Below are 17,606 nucleotides of genomic sequence, written 5' to 3'. Positions count from 1 at the left end.
AGATAACCCCCTGTTCCTACCATGATCTATTTTACTTATCCATCAATCTGTTATCAGTGACAGGCTCACCACCAGCCGCTGATTACCATCAATGGTTTATTTACCGCTTTTCACTTTGGTCCAAGCCCGGGTGATCACACGATCAATTTTCGGATCTTGTACTTTTAATGTGAACATCTTGGCTCGCACATCTGCCGGCGGATAAATACCTGGATTATCACGGACTTCTGCGTTCACCAGCGGGGTCGCAGCTTTGTTGGCATTGGCGTAGAATACGTGGTTGCTGATATTGGCAATCACATCAGGGCGCATCAGGTAATTCAGGAACTGATAGGCTTCATCCTGATTTTTAGCATCCGCAGGCATGGCAAACACGTCAAAGAAGGCTAATGCGCCCTCTTTCGGAATGCTATAAGCCACATTCACACCATTTTTGGCTTCTTTGGCACGATTAGAAGCCTGCATGATGTCGCCAGCCCAACCCACAGCCACACAGATGTCACCGTTTGCCAGATCATTAATGTATTGCGATGAGTGGAAATAACGGATATTTGGTCGCAGTTTCAATAACAACTCGGTGGCAGGGCCTGTGTAATCAGTGGCCTGAATACTGTTAGGATCTTTACCTAAATAATTAAGAACGGTGGCAAAAATCTCACTTGGCGCATCCAGGAAGGAAACACCGCAGCTTTTCAACTTCTCAAGATTTTCCGGTTTCAGCACCAGATCCCAGCTGTTTACTGGAGCATCTTTCCCGAGTGCCGCTTTCACTTTCTCGACGTTATAGCCAATACCGGTCGTCGCCCACAGATACGGAATGGCATATTTGTTATCGGGATCGTGCTTGCCAACCAGCGTCAGCAATTCAGGATCAAGATTTTTGTCATTCGGTAATTTACTTTTATCCAGCGGCTTAAATACGCCCGCAGACAATTGGCGCTCCAGGAAACTGGCTGACGGCACCACCAAATCAAACCCGGTGCTCCCCGCCATCAATTTACCTTCCAACACCTCGTTGGAGTCAAACACATCATAGACAACTTTAATGCCGGTTTCTTTTTGGAAATTAGCCAGCGTATCTGGCGCGATATAATCAGACCAGTTGTAAATGTGCAGTGTTTTTTCTTCAGCAGATGCTGAGACGGACGCGGCCATTAACAGGCCGGCAGCAACACCCGATAACCACTTTTTACGTTGGGTGAACATCCGTTAACTCCTCCAGAATAGGGGGTAAATTCGTGCGATAAATTTGTATCCAGTGGGATACAACATGGTTGTCCTGCGAGTGCTATTGCCACAAACACCAGATGCATGACTATGCACGGTGAGTGATTATTAACCTAACAAGGATAATCACTGATTTTGCGGAGGAATATTATGCCCTTTGCAGAAACAGCAGCATAACCGCAGTTCGGAATCCACGCCAGACTCTAGGGTAAAAAACGCCTTTTATCGATTTTTTATGCACATTCTATCTATGTAATGCGTCACTAATGGCATAAACGGCGACAAATATCTGGCAAAGGAGGGTAAAAAGCAGAATATCTTATGGTTTAGCGGGGGAATCTTATGGCTTACCGAGAGAATAAATAGTGTGCCACTGGTTATCAGCAGCACCCTGATTTTGATGTACGGGAGTCAATTAATGAATTTAGTGTATAACAGGGTAAGCGGTGGCGGTTTGTGGCAACTCATCATCGTCGTCGCTGTTACCAATAAATAATAAATCATTGGCGCGTGCTTCCAGAATAATCATCGAAATCTGCTCTTCGCACTGCTGCATAAAGTAGCCAAACTGGGCGAATGTGACCCCGACCTCAACCGTCAGGGACTGACAGACAATCAATTTTGGCAGATTATCATCCTGAATATCGATAAACGCTTTAACTGTCAGCGAGCTGGCATTGATTTGACTGAGATCCGCGACCAACGGGATCAATGCTGTTGGGCGCACCTCGGCCAGCGCTGAAAATAGGATAACGTTATCCACCAAATCAATTTTGGCATCAAACACACCCTCAAAATTTTGCATATGCGGCAGATGCAGTGCCTGGCAGGAATCGCACTCAAAAAATGAGATACCGAGTTGATCCAGCCAACGCCGTAATAAGGCTAAATCCGGGACGATGAGTGAATCCATAACTACCTACCTCACGATTCTCATAATACGAAAAGTGCCATAGCTTACGGAATATTGGCCGACAGCGCTACTTCAATCCCGACTAATTTAATGCCGCAGGAAAGGCTCAGTCATGACCTTACTTAGATTTGTTCTCCTTTTCGGCACGCGCTTTATCTAAGTCTTTCTTAGATTGGGGTCTGGAAATTCTATCTGCACTCCCTAAGAGCGGGCCAAAACCACTGGCGACGCGCCAAACAATGCAGGCCGCAGCTGGGATCATCAAACCAATACCAACAAAAATCATAATAATCGCAACTGTCGGTGTACCTATTGCTCCTGGTAATGACAAATAGTCATTTATACTAAGATAGGCAACAACCAGTAATATCATCCCCAATGCTTCCAAAATAATCACAATACGGGGCATATCTCCTAACGAGCGCATCTTTACCTCCGATAGGCTCTGTACCCTTCACACTTAATGTCACCAGGCAGTTAAACCCTTGCCTGCAACTCCGCGTTCATTGGCTATATATCAGCTTTTACTTAGTGTATTGAATCCCCAAGATTTGTAACAGTACCCATAAGCAAATAGGTAGGATTAATCGGACTAACAGGTAAATCCTGCTTTTTTTTCACCGCATCAGAAGGCATAGTAGTCAGCAGTCGAATGAGTAATACGCTATAAGTCATTTAGCAACTGAATACATCAGTAACTGTTGGCGAAGTGATTATCTCAAATTAATCAAGGAGTTTTACATGTTTGCTGTGATTTTTGGGCGTCCTGGATGTCCTTACTGTGTACGTGCCAAAGAATTGGCGGAAAAACTGGAAACTGAGCGTGACGATTTTAAATTCCGTTACATCGATATTCACGCAGAAGGTATCACCAAAGCTGATCTGGAAAAAACGGTCGGCAAACCAGTAGAAACCGTGCCACAAATCTTTATCGATGAGAAACACATCGGTGGCTGCACTGATTTCGAAGCCTATGCTAAAGAAAATCTGAGCCTGTTCCAATAATCGGCTGATAAACCTCTCTTATTGGCTAACGGTTAACAACAGTGCGCCAACCTTGATGAGTTTTATCCGAAAAAGGGTGCTTAGCGCCCTTTTTTCTTGCCTGTCATTTAGACTCACCCAGCAAAAACCAGGCGTCAAAGCGATATAACTCCGCCAAACACCAGCAGATAACCCCGCACTTTATCAGTAAACAAGCATATCCCCCTGGCTAAGGCAAACTTCCTGCTTACTACTGGCTGTCTCGCAACAGACCGATTAGAATAAGCACCGCTATCGCTTACATTTATATTTCAGCTAGCGATGTTTTTTTGAATTAAAAGGTTTTGAATTTAAAGATATGTGTCGCTCTGGCTTTACATTAAGGGTGTATGCATCGTGGATCATCCTGACTAAATAGAAAGTCATACTCGTGAATATAAACGTCGCAAACTTGTTAAACGGCAACTACATCTTGCTGTTATTCGTGGTGTTAGCGCTGGGGTTATGCCTGGGCAAACTGCGATTGGGGCCTATTCAATTAGGTAACGCTATTGGTGTGTTGGTGGTATCTCTGTTGCTTGGGCAACAGCATTTTACGATTAATACCGAAGCCCTGAATCTGGGCTTTATGTTGTTTATTTTTTGTGTCGGCGTCGAAGCTGGCCCAAACTTTTTCTCTATTTTCTTTCGTGACGGCAAAAACTACCTGATGCTGGCGTTGGTCATGGTGGGCAGCGCAATGGTTCTGGCGCTGGGGCTGGGTAAACTCTTTGGCTGGGATATTGGCCTGACCGCCGGGATGCTGGCCGGTTCCATGACATCCACTCCGGTTTTGGTGGGCGCTGGCGATACTCTACGCCATACCATCGCGAATAATCCGGCGTTGCAACATGCCCAAGATAACCTGAGCTTAGGTTACGCCCTGACCTACCTTATCGGGCTGGTTAGCCTGATTTTAGGGGCGCGATATTTACCCAAGCTTCAGCACCAAGACTTACCGACCAGCGCGCAGCAAATTGCTCGTGAGCGCGGCCTCGATACCGACAGTCAGCGCAAAGTCTATCTGCCCGTTATCCGTGCCTATCGCGTTGGCCCGGAATTGGTGGCTTGGGCTGATGGCAAAAATCTACGTGAATTAGGAATTTATCGTCAAACCGGCTGCTACATTGAGCGTATTCGTCGAAATGGTATTTTGGCGAACCCAGATGGTGATGCGGTACTACAAGTCGGTGACGAGATCTCATTGGTCGGTTATCCGGATGCTCATTCCCGTCTTGACCCCAGTTTCCGTAATGGCAAAGAAGTGTTCGACCGCGACTTGCTGGATATGCGCATTGTTACCGAAGAGATTGTGGTCAAAAACAGCAATGCCGTCGGTAAGCGCCTGAGCCATTTAAAACTGACCGACCACGGTTGCTTCCTAAACCGCGTGATCCGCAGCCAGATAGAAATGCCGATTGATGACAATGTGGTACTGAATAAAGGCGACGTATTGCAAGTCAGCGGTGATGCACGACGCGTTAAAAGTGTGGCAGAGAAGATTGGTTTTATCTCTATCCACAGTCAGGTCACTGACCTGCTGGCGTTCTGTGCCTTCTTTATTTTAGGGTTGATGATCGGCCTGATCACCTTCCAATTCAGTAACTTTAGTTTTGGTATTGGTAATGCCGCTGGCCTACTAATGGCTGGGATCATGCTGGGCTTTTTACGTGCCAACCACCCGACTTTCGGCTATATCCCGCAAGGGGCGCTAAATATGGTGAAAGAGTTCGGTTTGATGGTCTTTATGGCAGGGGTCGGCTTGAGCGCCGGTGGCGGTATTAATAGCAGCCTGGGGGCCGTCGGTGGGCAAATGCTGATTTCCGGCTTAATCGTGAGTTTAGTGCCCGTGGTTATCTGCTTTATCTTTGGCGCTTATGTATTGCGCATGAACCGTGCTCTACTTTTCGGCGCGATCATGGGAGCGCGTACCTGTGCTCCGGCCATGGATATCATCAGTGATACTGCTCGCAGTAATATCCCTGCGCTTGGTTACGCAGGTACTTATGCCATTGCGAACGTATTACTGACCTTGGCTGGCTCGCTAATCGTTATTGTCTGGCCGGGAATATTAGGTTAGTGCGTAAAAAAGGAGACTCAAGGCAAAGCTAAACATTTTTTTAAGCTTTTTTCATTTGCCCAGAACTTTCTTACTGGACTGGGGTCTGATTTAATGCCACTGCTTTTCTTTGATGTCCCCATATTGAGGAGCCCGATAGTCCCGCCTTCTTAGGTTCAAGACTAGTCGGGTTTTTTCTTGCCTGAAATTCAAGCCCTTACCTATCAATAACTTACAACCTCTTCGCATAACCATTGGCGATGAAATGGCGATGCTATCATTATGGATAAAGGCTCAATTAATAGAATAGAACACCATCCCTCCAGCTAAATCACCACCGCTCGTTATTAAATTGCCCAAATCGTTCACCGTGGGCGTAACAAAAACCGTCAATATCTGGAAAAAGGGTGATATGCCGGATATCAAAAGTTCCAGCTAAAAGCTCCAATGCCATTTTTTTTAAGCTAGGGGATATAGCTATAGCTAAGAATGCATGTGGGTCACTCTCAAAAGCCAAACTTCCCATTTTATGTTCACAAACAGAGCTATATAAGAAATGTGCGCTTTGAGCAGCTATTCTCTTTGTCACTACAGGAGGTTGCCATGTTTGGGGATGACTATCATCGTTGTATTGCCCCTGTAGGAATATTTCGTTATAGGGACGATTTTCAGGTTTAGTCTCTACACCGCCTAATCCATCCGAATGTAAACCAAACAGAAGCCCTGTTTTATTCGGTTCTGATCTACAGGCAAACCATAAAGCTACTAAAATGTTTCTTGAGCAATCAATCAATCTTGTAGCAGCGCCATGATGTTGAAGTTTTGCTAGCAATTCGAAGTCTGAAAGTCTTCGTCCATTTTCATAGCCATAGCCTTGATGCCTAGCCTGACGCAGAAGCCAGTTCTCATACATCCTCATACCGTGCTCTGTTACTGAACTTGAATCTAAATTCAAACGCCTATATGCAGAACTGTGAATTGGCCATTCGAAGTTACCCTGCCCTCTCCACATATATACATTATTACGCCGAGCATTATGGGTCTGTACTAATTCCAGTATCTGACTAAAATTTTTAGGTGACGCCATTGAACCAAATACTTCTGATTCTTTAACTTTCATTTCCGATCCTATTTTTATTTGAGTGTAAAAAATCACTTCAAGCTTAGTTAAATATATTGCCTCACTATTTTCAGTTTGCGAATTTTAATTATCACTCTTACAACCTGCACTAGCTCTAGCCTGACTGCATTTTTCATAAAACATATAAAACCACGTAAAGAGATATAACCAACTACGCAATTCACACAATCCCCTTTAAATTCAATGCACTAACATTTTTCCGCGATCCACCCCGAGATCCAAAAACTGAAAAACACTGAAATTCTTTTCAATCTTTTCAGTTGGCAAAATGCTGCAAAGCCCCAGCCACGGCGCAGGCTGGCGAGGTGTTTTGTAGGGATTTAAAACTGAAAAAACTTTATAACGCAAAGTGTGCAGGCGGGTGCGGTGTAGTGCCGTTTCCGTCATGATTACGTTTCTTTCGTGGCATGTTCTGCTACGTGTGCGGGATGTGGCTGGCGTGATCCATTTCGGGTGTTGCGGTGTGATGGTGGGTTTATTGCGTGGCGTGTTGGGCTGCTGGCGGTGCTTTTGGATAGGCGTAAAAAAGCCCGCGCGCGGCGGGCTGATTGGGCGAGATCGATTAGCCGATCACAGGGGAGTATTTACTGCGTAATCCGTCAGACTTGGCCCCGGTGGCGGTGATGCTCCCGGCGTTCAATGGGCCACCGGTATTATCATGGGTATGTGCTGCGGTCAGTGCTGCCAGCTCTTTTACCACATCCAATGTATCCAGCATGAGGGCCATGACGTTAATCTGCTGGCTACCAATCCACACCACCGGCGCTATCACATCCTGCCGGGCGGCGGCGATGCTGCTGCGGATATTACCAATCTTCTCTATCAAATCCTGCCCCACATCAGTGGTTAAGGTTTTGCCCACTTTGGCCATGTAATTGGCTTGGGTGGCCAGACTGTAATCCCCCTCGCTAATCTGCTGGATAGCACCGGCCAGTAAGGTGGCCGTCCCCAGTACCGTGATTTTATCGGTGGCCTGAACGGTGGTTTCGCGGGCCACCAGTGTGCGGGTTTCATCATCGGCGGTAATCACCCGGCTCATGGATTCCTCACGAATCACCTGATCGGTTTTGCGCTCCCAGTCCCCTGCCACCGTCACCCGCTGCGATACCCCATCACGCTGTTGCTGTAGCTGTTCACCCGGCTGCACGGTGGGCAGATTGTTACCTTGTGATAGCGTCTGACGCACAAACGGCTTATCTGGCCTGCCGCCGGTAAAGCCCACTTCCACCAAAGTACCTGCCGGAGGGAACTGGAACATGCCCGACTCGGCACCGGCCATCGGCAAAGGTAGCGGCACCGCAGGGTAAACCGGCGTATCTGCCGCCGCCTTGCCATCATCATCCAGCAATTGCAGATTTACGGCATAGCGGGGCCGGAACGGGTCGGCCATATCACCGCTGGTTACCGCTTCGCTCGGCCCCTCAACACGGGCCATTTTCGGCAGATGCAACCCGGCTGATAGCTCCGGGTAAGCATTATCAATCTGGCGCTGGATGGGGGTTTTCTGCAACGGCTTGCCGGTGGTTTTATTGCGCGGTGTCCATGTCAGTACCAAATCATCATTATTCAGCCGAACGGTGGTTAAGCGCTGGCCATTCAATTCCACACCGGGGCGCACCGATTGGATCATAGGCACGGTCATGGTATTGCCTGCCGCTGCTGCGGTACTGAACTCTGACGGAATATCTATCGGTTTACCGGCAAACAATGAATGTTGCCAACTGCCCATATAGACCGCGCCGTCTGGCAACTGATACCAGACATAATCCGCGATACCAAAGGCGTGGCCGATATTGGCCAACAACTGATAACCGCTGCCGCTATGGGTAAAATGCGGTATGGGCTTGTCGTTATAATCAGCACTGGCGGCAAGCTGGAACGTTAACCCGCTGTTGTCAGTCAGCCAGTCGGCCAACTGGCGCAGGGTCGGGTGTTGCATCGATACCGGCCACATCCGTTCAAAAACACCGGTTAACTCCCGCACAAATAGCCGCTGTGCGCCGTTCTCTGCCGGTTGCGAACGTTCCACATAACCGGTAAACCAGCGCAATACCAACTCAGGGTAACCGGCATCCAACCGTACCAGTTTGCCGGTGTAATCGGTGCTGGTTGCAGCGGTAATAAAACCGCGCCCGCAGGCGTTAAGCTCCAGCACCAAATTGGTATCAACCAGCGGCACCGCATCGCCGGACAGCATCAACCTGCGGATCGGTTTCATGAGGTTGGCCCCAGTGCATCATTGACCGGTTTCAACACCTTGCGCTCAAACCAGCTTAATTTCTCTGCATCCTCGCCCGCTTCACTGCCACCGGTACCACCTGTGGTCTGCTTCTTGGCGGCAGTTTTGCCCCCGGCGCGGGCCTCGCGTTTTTCTGACACACTCAAAAACTCTTTGAGGGTAAAGGTCACCAGCCACGCCATTTTCCCATCCTGTTTCGGGGCATCAATCGCGCCGGTAAAGGTGGCCAGCCGGAAATTAATCGCCTGCGCCACCTGATTGGCCACCCGGTATTTTTTCAGTGCGCCGCCTGCGTCTTTGGTTTCAGCCAGTGCAAAAATGCGGGTTAATACCTCCGGGGTGCTGAATGGTACCAAACCGGATACGCGCAACTCTTTGGCCTTGATGCCCTGCTCTGCCGTGGCGGTGCTGGATGTCTGGCCGGATTGGTCTTTTTCCTGAAATTGCATGGTGGGGGTCACGGTCAGCCCCTTTAACGGGATGGCTTCACCGTCCAGTGCCAGCATGACTATCTGTGTCATTAATCATCGCCTCCAGCGTGGTTAAATCCTCTCCGGCAAACAAGGTGGCCAGAGTAAAAACAGCATCCTGCTGCGGTACATTCTTTTTCATTTCGCTAGCAAGGGTGGCCGCGCTGCCGCTGGCGGTAAATACCCACGCCTGTGCACTTCCTGCCAGTAAGCCATTTAACGCACTTTCCACACTGGCCAGTGCCACCGCCTTAGCGCTGGCAAAACCGGACAATGCCGACGCCAGCCCCGCCAGATTAGCCCCCGCCCCGGCGGCATCTTTGGCCTGTGCAATACGTTGGGCATTGATGGCCATACGGCTGGTTGCGGTAGATAACGACTGCGGCAGCGGTAAACCGTTTCCGGTACTGCCCGGTAACTGCATTTTAGTGGTGGCCAGTGTGGCCGCAGTGCTGGCCATGCGGGCCACTTGCGAGAACACCGGCAATGGCAGTACCGCAGAAAATTGTGTGAGCGCCTGCATAAAAGCGGGATGGTCAGCGGCACACACCATAAACACCACCACCGACTGCTGGCCACCGCTGCCCGCCAGTTTGCCCGCCAGATGATCCACCGCGTTCTGCGGACTCAGATAACTGCCCGATTCCTCACTACGGCCCACACCATAAACCCATGGATGCACCGGCAACATAGCGCAATTGACTGCGGCCATATTGCCGGGAATGGATAAGGTTGCTTTACGCCACATCAGGCAGCTCCGGCCACGGCTGAGTAATATCAAGGCGCATTAAGGCAATGCGATACTGTTTCAATGCTGCCAGGCGGTTAAGTTCCTGCGCTGTGCCGGTACCACTGGCGGCGATATCTTCCAATGTATCCAACTCAACCGAGATAGCGCTCATCAGTTGTTTGCGCCGCTCATCTGCGGCGGCGGCAATTTCTGCATCCGTTGGGATACGAGGCACGACCTCGCCGTTTAAATACTCATAAGCGCCATATTCCAGCACAAAGTTTTCCGGCAGTGATTCCACTTCCACAATAGACAGTCCGGTGGGGGCGATGGCATAAACATGCTCTGATACCGTACAAACCACCCCTTGCGCGTTATAGCCGACTTTTATTGTGTCCTCGCTAAAGGTTTTTTGCAGTTCGTACCAGTCGCGCCCCTCTTCATCAACATGAAAAATAACGGTTCCTGATAATTCAGGGTCATATATTTGGGCTGATATCGTGAGATTTTTATAGTGCTGTAGTATTTTCATTAGCCAATATCCCCGCCCATTTGTGCCCATCCGCCAGTAGGTCGCTGCATAAATAATCCTCGATAATAAACAACTTGTGTTTGCCCATTACCATTTACGGTGACGCCCGTCAGAAATGTTCCTGCGGGCGACATCATATTGTATAGAGATGAACCCATTGCCACTTGCGCGCCTCGCCCCAACGCTGCAACACCATAGACGTTTATATGATTAGCAATATAAGCGGAAAGCGGGCCACCCCATGCAGTGCCATGGACATTACCATCTACCGCTAATGCTGCGTGGCCCTCGGCGCGGCCCTCACCAGCGATAAGGTCACCTTTTGACAGTAATCGGCCAGCACGTATATCACTGCCAGCGGTTAATGCGCCGGGTAACTGAACATGGGGGTTTTTGCTGCTGATGGCTTCCACTATCCGGCTATCATCACCCGCCGCCACCGTCCCGGCAGTGGTGCCGACCTCTAATGAGGCAGCACCTTTTACCCCGATGTTTTGCCGGAATAGCGCCACGTTAGGAATATCCGCGCCGTTGCGCTCTTTGGCTAACCGGGCATTGGCATTATCCATCGCTATTTTGGCCGCTTTTGATGTTGCGGCCAGCATTTCGCTGTCGCTATCAACTGCGCTGCTTAACTGGGTAAAGCCTTTGTCATTGAGCGTCGCATCCGGGTGATTGCGCGATTTCTCATGCTCTTTGAGGGCGGCGTTAATATCGGCAATGGCTTTATCAAACGGATTGGCTTCGCGTTTATCTTCTTCCCCGCTGGCGGTGATTAAGGCCAGTGAGGCAATGTAATGGGTAAAGCCGTTGGCATCGGTGTAGTCGCCAAAATCCCCGGCGCTATGCTTCACGCCAAGCTGAATAATCGGCGCAAATTCACTTAACACGCTGCCCTGATAACTGACATCGGCATAAACCACATTACCGGCGGCGGCTTCCAGTAACACATCATCAGCCAGCAAAGCACGAATACCGCCGACATAGGCCAGTCCTGCTTTCACCCGGTATTTATCGCCGTCTTTGCTCACTGAAAAACCGTCAGCGAAAAAGGCGGCGTGACCGTAATAATCCAGATTGGCCAGACGGCTCACCTCATCAATGCCTCGCAGCCGGGCGCTAAAATCAATCTGCCACGTTTGCGCCGATACGGTGATTTGGCTGGCCTCTGCGGCCCCGGCAAACTCCATCAAAAAGGTGCGGGTGATGTTATTACCCTGCACCCCATTGGCAGTGGCAATTTTCTGCTGTGCCGGGGTATGCACAATCATGCACAGGGTATTACTGGCAGCATCCACCAAGCCAATCCAGTTAAAAGTAAAATCGCCCACACGGGTATCCAGCACCACCGAATAGGCCACCGCTGAATCATTAATCAGGCCGTACTGCGCCACCACATCCCGATGCACAATCTGGCCATCAGCCGGGATCCCCTCATCGGGGTTAATGTCGGCGGTATGATCAAGCCCCGGAACATGGGCAAAAATGATGGTATCCGGGCGAGCCGGTAAGTTATTTAACACCTGTCCCGCTTGCCAGTGTTCAAATGCGCGGGTAATGACCGTTGCCATAGCAAATATCCTTATTTCAATTTTGCCGCATAGACTTCATGCGAATGCTGTAATTGGGTGGGCATCACCGCTGCCGTGCCTTTGATGGTACCGGGCGCGATGATTAATTTTGCAAGGTGGTAGCCATATTCATTGCTGAACTCCCCGCCGTGCATCGTCACCGTTCTGGCGTTAACCACTTGGAAAATGTAACGGCGACAGGTGCGGCCATACTGGCGAATCAGTGCCATCATTAAGGTATTATTTTCCGCTATCTGGTTATCATTCACCCGGATAACAATAACGTCCCAGTCATAACCCGGCTGGCGCTCCAGTTGGGTTATCACCCCGATATCCAAGCGCTTAAAGATGGCGATAAATCCCGCCACTGAACCGGCATCAGCGGCGTTAATAAAGGCGTATTGCACCCGTTTGCGGTACAGGCTCAACGGCTCACCATTAAAGCGACTGATATCGCGCTGATAGGCCAACACGTTAAGCAGTGGCACGGCACAGGTGGCAGCATCCAACTGATTAAGCGGCCAGTTCAGCCAGCTATGCACCCACTGCCACCATGCGCGGCACACCCGCAGTAACTTGTTTGATTCGCCTTTATCCATCCATGACGGCAGGCGCAGGCTTGTTAATCGGCTAATGAAATCAGGCATTTTCAATCACCACCGTTAAGCTGTTCAGGCGCGGCACACTCAGATCACTGACAATATCGCTCAGTGAAAAACTCAGTGACTCAATCAGCGGAAACGTCTTGTGCAGCTCCCGCCCCAGATTGGAAAATGAGAAGCGGGAATAGGGCCACGTTTTCAGCACCTTGTAATTGCTGTTCTGACGAAAGGCGCTGCGGATCAGGTTTTCACAGCCGCTTTCCAGCTTGGCCAACTCATCAGCGGTTAAATTTTGTTTATTGCTGACATACAGCGTCACCACTAAATCATGCTGGCTTTCCGGCAGTGGCATACACTGCATATCATCGCCATGGCCATGGTGGCCCTGATTGGTGATATGGTCGTTGACCGCATCAATAAACGGCTGGGAAATCTCGCCACTGTCCAACAATAAATAAGCGTTGGCAGTACCCGGCCCGCGCGGGGCATCGTGCAAAAAATAAATCCGGTCAATGGATAGCCCGACTACCCCGGCTATCATGCTGCGGTACACCGCATCAGTGTGATAGTTGCCCACTAAGTTAAATTGGTTGCGACATCGGTCGCGAAAATCATCATCTGACTCTTTATCAGCACCCGGCACGGTTAACCAATCGCCCTCGCTTTGTGCCCGTTCTATGCCCGGCACCGCCTGCGGCAAGATACGGTAGTAACCGGGGGCCAGATTAAACGCCCCGCCCACCTCAGCCGCATTTACCGCGACCAACCCACTGGCGCTACCGGCAGCAATGGCGGTTTCACTGCTTACCACCACGCTGTAAATTTTGCCGTTAATGCGTTCGGTCTGAATAATCGTCCCGGCCGGGATAACCACATCTTGTTGAATATCAGCTTTATAGAAGCGGATCATGCCCTGCGCAGCGGTGGCCGGTTTACGGCTGGCATTGACGCCCCAGCCAAACACATCCAAAAAAGTGCCGCTGGCAGTGGCCAGATACATATTGGCCAGCACGGTATTGATTAACACTTCGTTGAGCCACAACACCGGACGAGTGACAATGGTTTTTATCAGCCGCCAGAACGGCGACATATCGGAGGTATTGGTGATTAACCCTTCCTCTTCTACCAGCTCGTCAAACTTTTGCCGAATGTCTGTTTCCGTGGTCGGCATCCCGCTATCTTGTAATACCTGCGCATAATCTATTTCAGGTTTATTACTCATAATCCGCACTTACCGTAATCGGGCCGAAATCGTAGGTATCAGCCGTTACCCATAGCCGTGTGGCCGTTTCTTCATTCACCACCACCGTGCCGGGAATAATGCGTTCATCATCTTCAATTAAAATAACCAACTGGGTGATCACATCGGCGCGTAATGTCGGACTGCGTTCCGCAATTAGTCGGGTGGTGAGGCCACTTTCAATAATGGCGTGAATACAGTCTTGGCCAATGCTAATGCGGTTATTACACAGCGTTGGCTCATTACCGGTATTTAATACAAAGTCACCGTCTTTTATCAGCAGGTCGATATACATTAATTCCGTCATTAATTTAATTCCTGCCACTCCATTAAATCACTCGGCGTCATGCCACCCTGCATATTAATATGGACATTCTCAATGCGTTTGCTGTTATCACTCACGGATTTAGAGTTATTACTGATTTCTTTATTAATCCCGCCTTTATCAATGTTGCGCATATGGCCACCGGTTAATAAGCCATTAGCGGAATTGATTGGGCTACTTTGCGGGGCAGCAATACTTTGTGCCTCAATGCTGACACCGGGAATAATATTCAGCTTATCGATAATCCAATTATAGGTTTCAGCAAAGGTACTTTTCAGCCAGTCCCATAAGCCACTAAACACATTACCGATACTGTCAGCCATGGCACTGAACCCAGCCAGCGGTGATAAACCGGTGATAGCCGATACCAGCCACTGCCAGCCGGATACAATCTTTTGCCATACGCCGCTAAATACGTCCCCGACAGCGGTGACCACCTCGGATAGCCACTGGAAAGCCGCGGTATCAGCAATAGCCGCTTTAATCTCATCCCAATACTTAATCAGGTAGTAGATACCCACCGCCAGTGCCGCGATAGCCACAATCACCAATAACACCGGCCATGTCAGGAAACTAAAGGAGATCCCCGCTGAAATGGCCGCGATACGTAGCGCCAGCAAGACACCGCGCATAATGCGCATGGTAGCGTTAGCGGTAATAATCGCTTTGTTATACAGCCAGATGGCCGCAGTGTGGATTTGGGTTACCGCACACAATGCACCCCACAGCAGTTTTAATCCCATCCAGATAAACATGCTGATCCCCATCACCATATTGGCAATGGCACCGGCGGCGGCAAAACTCAACAGCGCCAGCATGGCATAGCCGATCAACCGGGCGATATTGGGGAATAACTGCATCCAGCGGGCGAATTTCTCCCCGATAGCCGACACCCGGTTCATAATGGGATACAGCACCGGTAACAGGGTTAAGCCCAAAATCACCCGCATCCCTGTCCAGATGGCCATCAGCCGCTCCCATGGGTCGGCCATTTTCTTGGCCATCTCACCGGCCCGTTTCATGCCGTCATTACTGCCCAACTCACCGATATTGCGTTTCAGCAAATCGACATTACCGTATAGCTGTTTAATAACATTGGCCCCATCCCCAAAGGCTTTATCCAGCTCGGTCTGCGCCTTTAAATTGCCCTCGATGGTTTTCCCGTAACGCCCTTGCAATTTCTCCAGCATTTGCGGCATGGTCAGCATCTGGTCAGAAGCATCCACAAAACTGAGTCCCAGCGTTTTAGCCCCGGCAGCGGCCCCTTTCATGTAGGTTTCATAACTGCCGCTGGCCTCAGTTCCCAAGGTTTTTTGCAACTGGCCCAACACGGCAAATTGCTCATCCATGCCGACGCCATAGTTAGCGCCAACCCCTTTGGAACCCTCCATCAAGTCGGCCATGGTCTGCATATTGACGCCAAATGCCTGCGCCATATACGCGGTTTTACCGGCCACCTCTTCGGCAAATTTCACTTTGCCTATGCGGTCTGCGTAGCTGTCAAACTGGTTATACATTTGCCCCATGTAGGCGGCGGCTTCGCTGCCGGTGGTTTTCATGCCTGCGGCCAGCACATTGGTGGCCAGGGTAAAACGAGGCAAATCACGGTCAGACAGCGTACCAATGGCACTGCGCACATCGGCACTGGAGCGCACCACATCCACCGCGCTGCGCCCATACTGCATACTGAATTTTAGGGCATCGGTGCTCATCTTTTGCAAGGCGCTATCACTCACCCCCTTGGCGCTGGCTTCATTAAGCGCCCCGGCAAAATCCGCCGCAGGCCCCAGTGCGCCCTTAATGCCCTGCACCACACCAAACAGGGCCGCACCGCCCACCGCAATTTTACCGAAAGCCGCTTGTGAGTGATCCGCGAACCCTTTAACGGTGGACTGCACCTGCTTTAACGGGCGCGTGATTTTATCAATCATGCTTAAAGTAAAATCGAGGTGTTTCATTAGTCGCCTTTAAATGCCAAGCCAATTCCATTGGCAATAGAAATACGGGTGTTATCCCAATAACGGTTATCCAACCAAACGGCACGGGCTAAATTTTCTATATCGTCATTTTCATGCGGCAGATAATGGCGGCGTAGAATAAGAAATTGTTCAATTGAATTACTTTCAATGGCCCGTAACCGTTGGGTTAGTTTTTTACTTCAATTTCCAATTTCGGCGCATAGACTTGGTTCACTTGGTCAACCAATTGCAAAGCCGCACCCGGTGTTTTTAAAATTTCGTCTAATGCTTCTTTGGTTTCTTTACTGATAATACGGCGCAGATATTTAAATGCCGGGGCAATTTTATTATCCATTGCCATATCATTAATTAAACCGTTATAAGCGGTAGTGTTTGGTTCAAAAATAAGTTCAACGCTACCCACTGCTAATACAATTTTATGTTTGTCGGCCATGTTATTTATTTCCTTGTCTCAGATATATTTCATTAATGAGTTGGTTGTGTCGCGCCGCGCATAAGGTATAAATACTGCGATAGGCGCGTAAGGCATTATCAAAATCATTACCGGTCGTACCGGTTAATCGGGGTAATAGGGTGCTGCATTTAGTCAGCTGATTTTCCTGATAAGGCACGTTCGGCGGCATCACTACTTTCGTTGAACAACCGGACATATTCATCAGTAGCACACACATTAGTAAACACCGGCTTAATAATTTCCGTATGAATAACCGGCTGGTACTTATCACTCTGCTGGCGCAACGCTTCCAGCTTATCTTCCAGTTGCCGGGCTGAATCACTGGCTATGCCCTCCGAAATTGTCCGGCCCTGTTCTGCCGCTGTGTTGGCGGCACGGGTAATACTCAGTTCCAGACGGTCATGCTGTAAATCATTGAGATACCACCCAGCCACAAATGCCGCCACTATCAGCGCCAGTATCTTGGCCATCAGCGCACCCCGTTATGCTCAAGGCTAAAGTGATTACCATCGGGATTAGATTTGAAGCGCCCGCCCCATGTCCCGCCCAACGACTCCCAATACTCGCCCAACGGCAAAAACGCCTCGCTTTTGGTCTGATACACCCCGTTAATAAACAGATTAAAATCCACTGCCAGCCGCGAAGTATGCAGACTGTTACTGATACCGGTTCCCGCTTTGGCATTCAGTTTGGCCTGCTCCGTGGTGCGGTAGGCTTCACCCAAGGTCAGACGGTAGCCCCGTTCCCCGGCCCAGCTAATTAACTGCGCAATCAGTTGGGTAAATAACTGCTGTTTTTCACTTAACGTCATGGTTTCTTTCCCTTTAATAAACTGCTACCCCGGCGGCGTAACCACAGTTCAACCGCCTGATGCCCGGCAATACCTGCCGCAGCCCCTAACCCGGTTACCGCCAGCGGAGAAATCCCCGGCACCCAAACCAATACTGCCGCCGCTGCCACCGAGGTGGCTGATCCCAATATCACCCGCCCCACAAACAGCCGGACAGTGATTGGCTCATCACTGGCCAATACCTTTCCCAGTGCAATCAGCCCACCTAAAATGGCCAGTCCGAGAAAAGTTTTTTCATGTTCCTGCATCCT

Annotated in this window: 20 protein-coding genes; 2 read left to right on the top strand and 18 right to left on the bottom strand. The window is 49.8% G+C overall.

Annotation, left to right across the window (positions count from 1 at the left end; all coding sequences use genetic code 11):
• Window positions 1-96 precede the first annotated feature (96 nt).
• From potF to QSV56_RS01700, 3 genes are all read right to left on the bottom strand, one after another.
• Window positions 97-1,206, bottom strand: a complete 1,110-nt coding sequence (potF, locus tag QSV56_RS01710; RefSeq protein WP_004389587.1) for a spermidine/putrescine ABC transporter substrate-binding protein PotF — start codon at window positions 1,204-1,206, stop codon at window positions 97-99.
• A 445-nt stretch (window positions 1,207-1,651) separates the two neighbouring features.
• A complete protein-coding gene (locus tag QSV56_RS01705) occupies window positions 1,652-2,140 on the bottom strand; it encodes a YbjN domain-containing protein (protein WP_019079911.1) in 489 nt (162 codons plus the stop codon).
• Window positions 2,141-2,258: 118 nt separating this feature from the next.
• Window positions 2,259-2,567 (bottom strand): YbjC family protein, encoded by a 309-nt coding sequence (locus QSV56_RS01700; RefSeq protein ID WP_046050687.1) that lies wholly within the window; start codon window positions 2,565-2,567, stop codon window positions 2,259-2,261.
• Window positions 2,568-2,881: 314 nt separating this feature from the next.
• Between QSV56_RS01700 and QSV56_RS01695 the strand changes: the two genes are divergently transcribed.
• Together QSV56_RS01695 and QSV56_RS01690 are read left to right on the top strand one after the other, a co-directional pair.
• Complete coding sequence (locus QSV56_RS01695; RefSeq protein ID WP_004873700.1) at window positions 2,882-3,145, top strand: GrxA family glutaredoxin; 264 nt, start codon at window positions 2,882-2,884, stop codon at window positions 3,143-3,145.
• Window positions 3,146-3,554: 409 nt separating this feature from the next.
• Complete coding sequence (locus tag QSV56_RS01690; protein WP_005171180.1) at window positions 3,555-5,243, top strand: aspartate:alanine antiporter; 1,689 nt, start codon at window positions 3,555-3,557, stop codon at window positions 5,241-5,243.
• Window positions 5,244-5,553: 310 nt separating this feature from the next.
• On the opposite strand, the gene QSV56_RS01685 is transcribed toward QSV56_RS01690, so the two are convergent.
• From QSV56_RS01685 to QSV56_RS01615, 15 genes are all read right to left on the bottom strand, one after another.
• Window positions 5,554-6,342, bottom strand: a complete 789-nt coding sequence (locus QSV56_RS01685) for an FRG domain-containing protein (RefSeq protein ID WP_301210423.1) — start codon at window positions 6,340-6,342, stop codon at window positions 5,554-5,556.
• A gap of 201 nt (window positions 6,343-6,543) precedes the next feature.
• A complete protein-coding gene (locus tag QSV56_RS01680) occupies window positions 6,544-6,750 on the bottom strand; it encodes a hypothetical protein (RefSeq protein WP_301210421.1) in 207 nt (68 codons plus the stop codon).
• A gap of 175 nt (window positions 6,751-6,925) precedes the next feature.
• The gene (locus QSV56_RS01675) at window positions 6,926-8,581 is read right to left on the bottom strand and encodes a hypothetical protein (protein WP_301210419.1); all 1,656 of its coding nucleotides are present in this window, start codon (window positions 8,579-8,581) and stop codon (window positions 6,926-6,928) included.
• Window positions 8,578-9,123 carry a hypothetical protein gene (locus QSV56_RS01670; protein ID WP_301210417.1) on the bottom strand — a complete coding sequence of 182 codons (546 nt, stop codon included), beginning with the start codon at window positions 9,121-9,123 and terminating at the stop codon, window positions 8,578-8,580. The genes QSV56_RS01675 and QSV56_RS01670 overlap by 4 nt, the downstream gene beginning before the upstream one ends.
• Entirely contained in the window at window positions 9,089-9,820 is a 732-nt protein-coding gene (locus QSV56_RS01665) for a hypothetical protein (RefSeq protein ID WP_301210415.1), read from the bottom strand. The genes QSV56_RS01670 and QSV56_RS01665 overlap by 35 nt, the downstream gene beginning before the upstream one ends.
• Window positions 9,810-10,334: a tail fiber assembly protein gene (locus QSV56_RS01660; protein WP_301210413.1), complete on the bottom strand. Its 525-nt coding sequence runs from the start codon at window positions 10,332-10,334 to the stop codon at window positions 9,810-9,812. The genes QSV56_RS01665 and QSV56_RS01660 overlap by 11 nt, the downstream gene beginning before the upstream one ends.
• Entirely contained in the window at window positions 10,334-11,905 is a 1,572-nt protein-coding gene (locus QSV56_RS01655; RefSeq protein ID WP_301210411.1) for a phage tail protein, read from the bottom strand. Before QSV56_RS01655 ends, QSV56_RS01660 begins: the two co-directional genes overlap by 1 nt.
• 11 nt (window positions 11,906-11,916) lie before the next feature.
• The gene (locus QSV56_RS01650; protein ID WP_301210409.1) at window positions 11,917-12,552 is read right to left on the bottom strand and encodes a hypothetical protein; all 636 of its coding nucleotides are present in this window, start codon (window positions 12,550-12,552) and stop codon (window positions 11,917-11,919) included.
• The gene (locus QSV56_RS01645; RefSeq protein ID WP_301210407.1) at window positions 12,545-13,729 is read right to left on the bottom strand and encodes a baseplate J/gp47 family protein; all 1,185 of its coding nucleotides are present in this window, start codon (window positions 13,727-13,729) and stop codon (window positions 12,545-12,547) included. The genes QSV56_RS01650 and QSV56_RS01645 overlap by 8 nt, the downstream gene beginning before the upstream one ends.
• A complete protein-coding gene (locus QSV56_RS01640) occupies window positions 13,722-14,054 on the bottom strand; it encodes a DUF2590 family protein (protein ID WP_049678004.1) in 333 nt (110 codons plus the stop codon). The genes QSV56_RS01645 and QSV56_RS01640 overlap by 8 nt, the downstream gene beginning before the upstream one ends.
• Window positions 14,054-16,030, bottom strand: coding sequence for a phage tail tape measure protein (locus tag QSV56_RS01635; protein WP_301210404.1), 1,977 nt, complete (start codon window positions 16,028-16,030; stop codon window positions 14,054-14,056). Before QSV56_RS01635 ends, QSV56_RS01640 begins: the two co-directional genes overlap by 1 nt.
• A gap of 187 nt (window positions 16,031-16,217) precedes the next feature.
• Window positions 16,218-16,484 (bottom strand): putative phage tail assembly chaperone, encoded by a 267-nt coding sequence (locus QSV56_RS01630; RefSeq protein ID WP_046050154.1) that lies wholly within the window; start codon window positions 16,482-16,484, stop codon window positions 16,218-16,220.
• Window positions 16,485-16,633: 149 nt separating this feature from the next.
• The gene (locus tag QSV56_RS01625) at window positions 16,634-16,975 is read right to left on the bottom strand and encodes a hypothetical protein (RefSeq protein ID WP_050919972.1); all 342 of its coding nucleotides are present in this window, start codon (window positions 16,973-16,975) and stop codon (window positions 16,634-16,636) included.
• Window positions 16,975-17,316, bottom strand: coding sequence for a M15 family metallopeptidase (locus QSV56_RS01620; protein ID WP_049678007.1), 342 nt, complete (start codon window positions 17,314-17,316; stop codon window positions 16,975-16,977). Before QSV56_RS01620 ends, QSV56_RS01625 begins: the two co-directional genes overlap by 1 nt.
• A complete protein-coding gene (locus tag QSV56_RS01615) occupies window positions 17,313-17,603 on the bottom strand; it encodes a holin (protein ID WP_012303689.1) in 291 nt (96 codons plus the stop codon). Before QSV56_RS01615 ends, QSV56_RS01620 begins: the two co-directional genes overlap by 4 nt.
• Window positions 17,604-17,606 lie beyond the last annotated feature (3 nt).

Source organism: Yersinia sp. 22-579 (assembly GCF_030433455.1).
GTDB classification, from domain to species: Bacteria; Pseudomonadota; Gammaproteobacteria; order Enterobacterales; family Enterobacteriaceae; genus Yersinia; species Yersinia enterocolitica.
This window is presented reverse-complemented; position numbering and strand designations above follow the sequence as displayed.

Bases quoted from the DNA above. Each gene is read 5' to 3' on its own strand.
- QSV56_RS01650 (WP_301210409.1), bottom strand. From the start codon at position 12,552: ATGCCTGATTTCATTAGCCGATTAACAAGCCTGCGCCTGCCGTCATGG.
- QSV56_RS01640 (WP_049678004.1), bottom strand. From the start codon at position 14,054: ATGACGGAATTAATGTATATCGACCTGCTGATAAAAGACGGTGACTTT.
- QSV56_RS01635 (WP_301210404.1), bottom strand. From the start codon at position 16,030: ATGAAACACCTCGATTTTACTTTAAGCATGATTGATAAAATCACGCGC.
- QSV56_RS01625 (WP_050919972.1), bottom strand. From the start codon at position 16,975: ATGGCCAAGATACTGGCGCTGATAGTGGCGGCATTTGTGGCTGGGTGG.
- QSV56_RS01705 (WP_019079911.1), bottom strand. From the start codon at position 2,140: ATGGATTCACTCATCGTCCCGGATTTAGCCTTATTACGGCGTTGGCTG.
- QSV56_RS01660 (WP_301210413.1), bottom strand. From the start codon at position 10,334: ATGAAAATACTACAGCACTATAAAAATCTCACGATATCAGCCCAAATA.
- QSV56_RS01685 (WP_301210423.1), bottom strand. From the start codon at position 6,342: ATGAAAGTTAAAGAATCAGAAGTATTTGGTTCAATGGCGTCACCTAAA.
- QSV56_RS01695 (WP_004873700.1), top strand. From the start codon at position 2,882: ATGTTTGCTGTGATTTTTGGGCGTCCTGGATGTCCTTACTGTGTACGT.
- QSV56_RS01670 (WP_301210417.1), bottom strand. From the start codon at position 9,123: ATGACACAGATAGTCATGCTGGCACTGGACGGTGAAGCCATCCCGTTA.
- QSV56_RS01620 (WP_049678007.1), bottom strand. From the start codon at position 17,316: ATGACGTTAAGTGAAAAACAGCAGTTATTTACCCAACTGATTGCGCAG.
- QSV56_RS01615 (WP_012303689.1), bottom strand. From the start codon at position 17,603: ATGCAGGAACATGAAAAAACTTTTCTCGGACTGGCCATTTTAGGTGGG.
- QSV56_RS01680 (WP_301210421.1), bottom strand. From the start codon at position 6,750: ATGACGGAAACGGCACTACACCGCACCCGCCTGCACACTTTGCGTTAT.
- QSV56_RS01630 (WP_046050154.1), bottom strand. From the start codon at position 16,484: ATGGCCGACAAACATAAAATTGTATTAGCAGTGGGTAGCGTTGAACTT.
- QSV56_RS01645 (WP_301210407.1), bottom strand. From the start codon at position 13,729: ATGAGTAATAAACCTGAAATAGATTATGCGCAGGTATTACAAGATAGC.
- potF (WP_004389587.1), bottom strand. From the start codon at position 1,206: ATGTTCACCCAACGTAAAAAGTGGTTATCGGGTGTTGCTGCCGGCCTG.
- QSV56_RS01655 (WP_301210411.1), bottom strand. From the start codon at position 11,905: ATGGCAACGGTCATTACCCGCGCATTTGAACACTGGCAAGCGGGACAG.
- QSV56_RS01675 (WP_301210419.1), bottom strand. From the start codon at position 8,581: ATGAAACCGATCCGCAGGTTGATGCTGTCCGGCGATGCGGTGCCGCTG.
- QSV56_RS01665 (WP_301210415.1), bottom strand. From the start codon at position 9,820: ATGTGGCGTAAAGCAACCTTATCCATTCCCGGCAATATGGCCGCAGTC.
- QSV56_RS01700 (WP_046050687.1), bottom strand. From the start codon at position 2,567: ATGCGCTCGTTAGGAGATATGCCCCGTATTGTGATTATTTTGGAAGCA.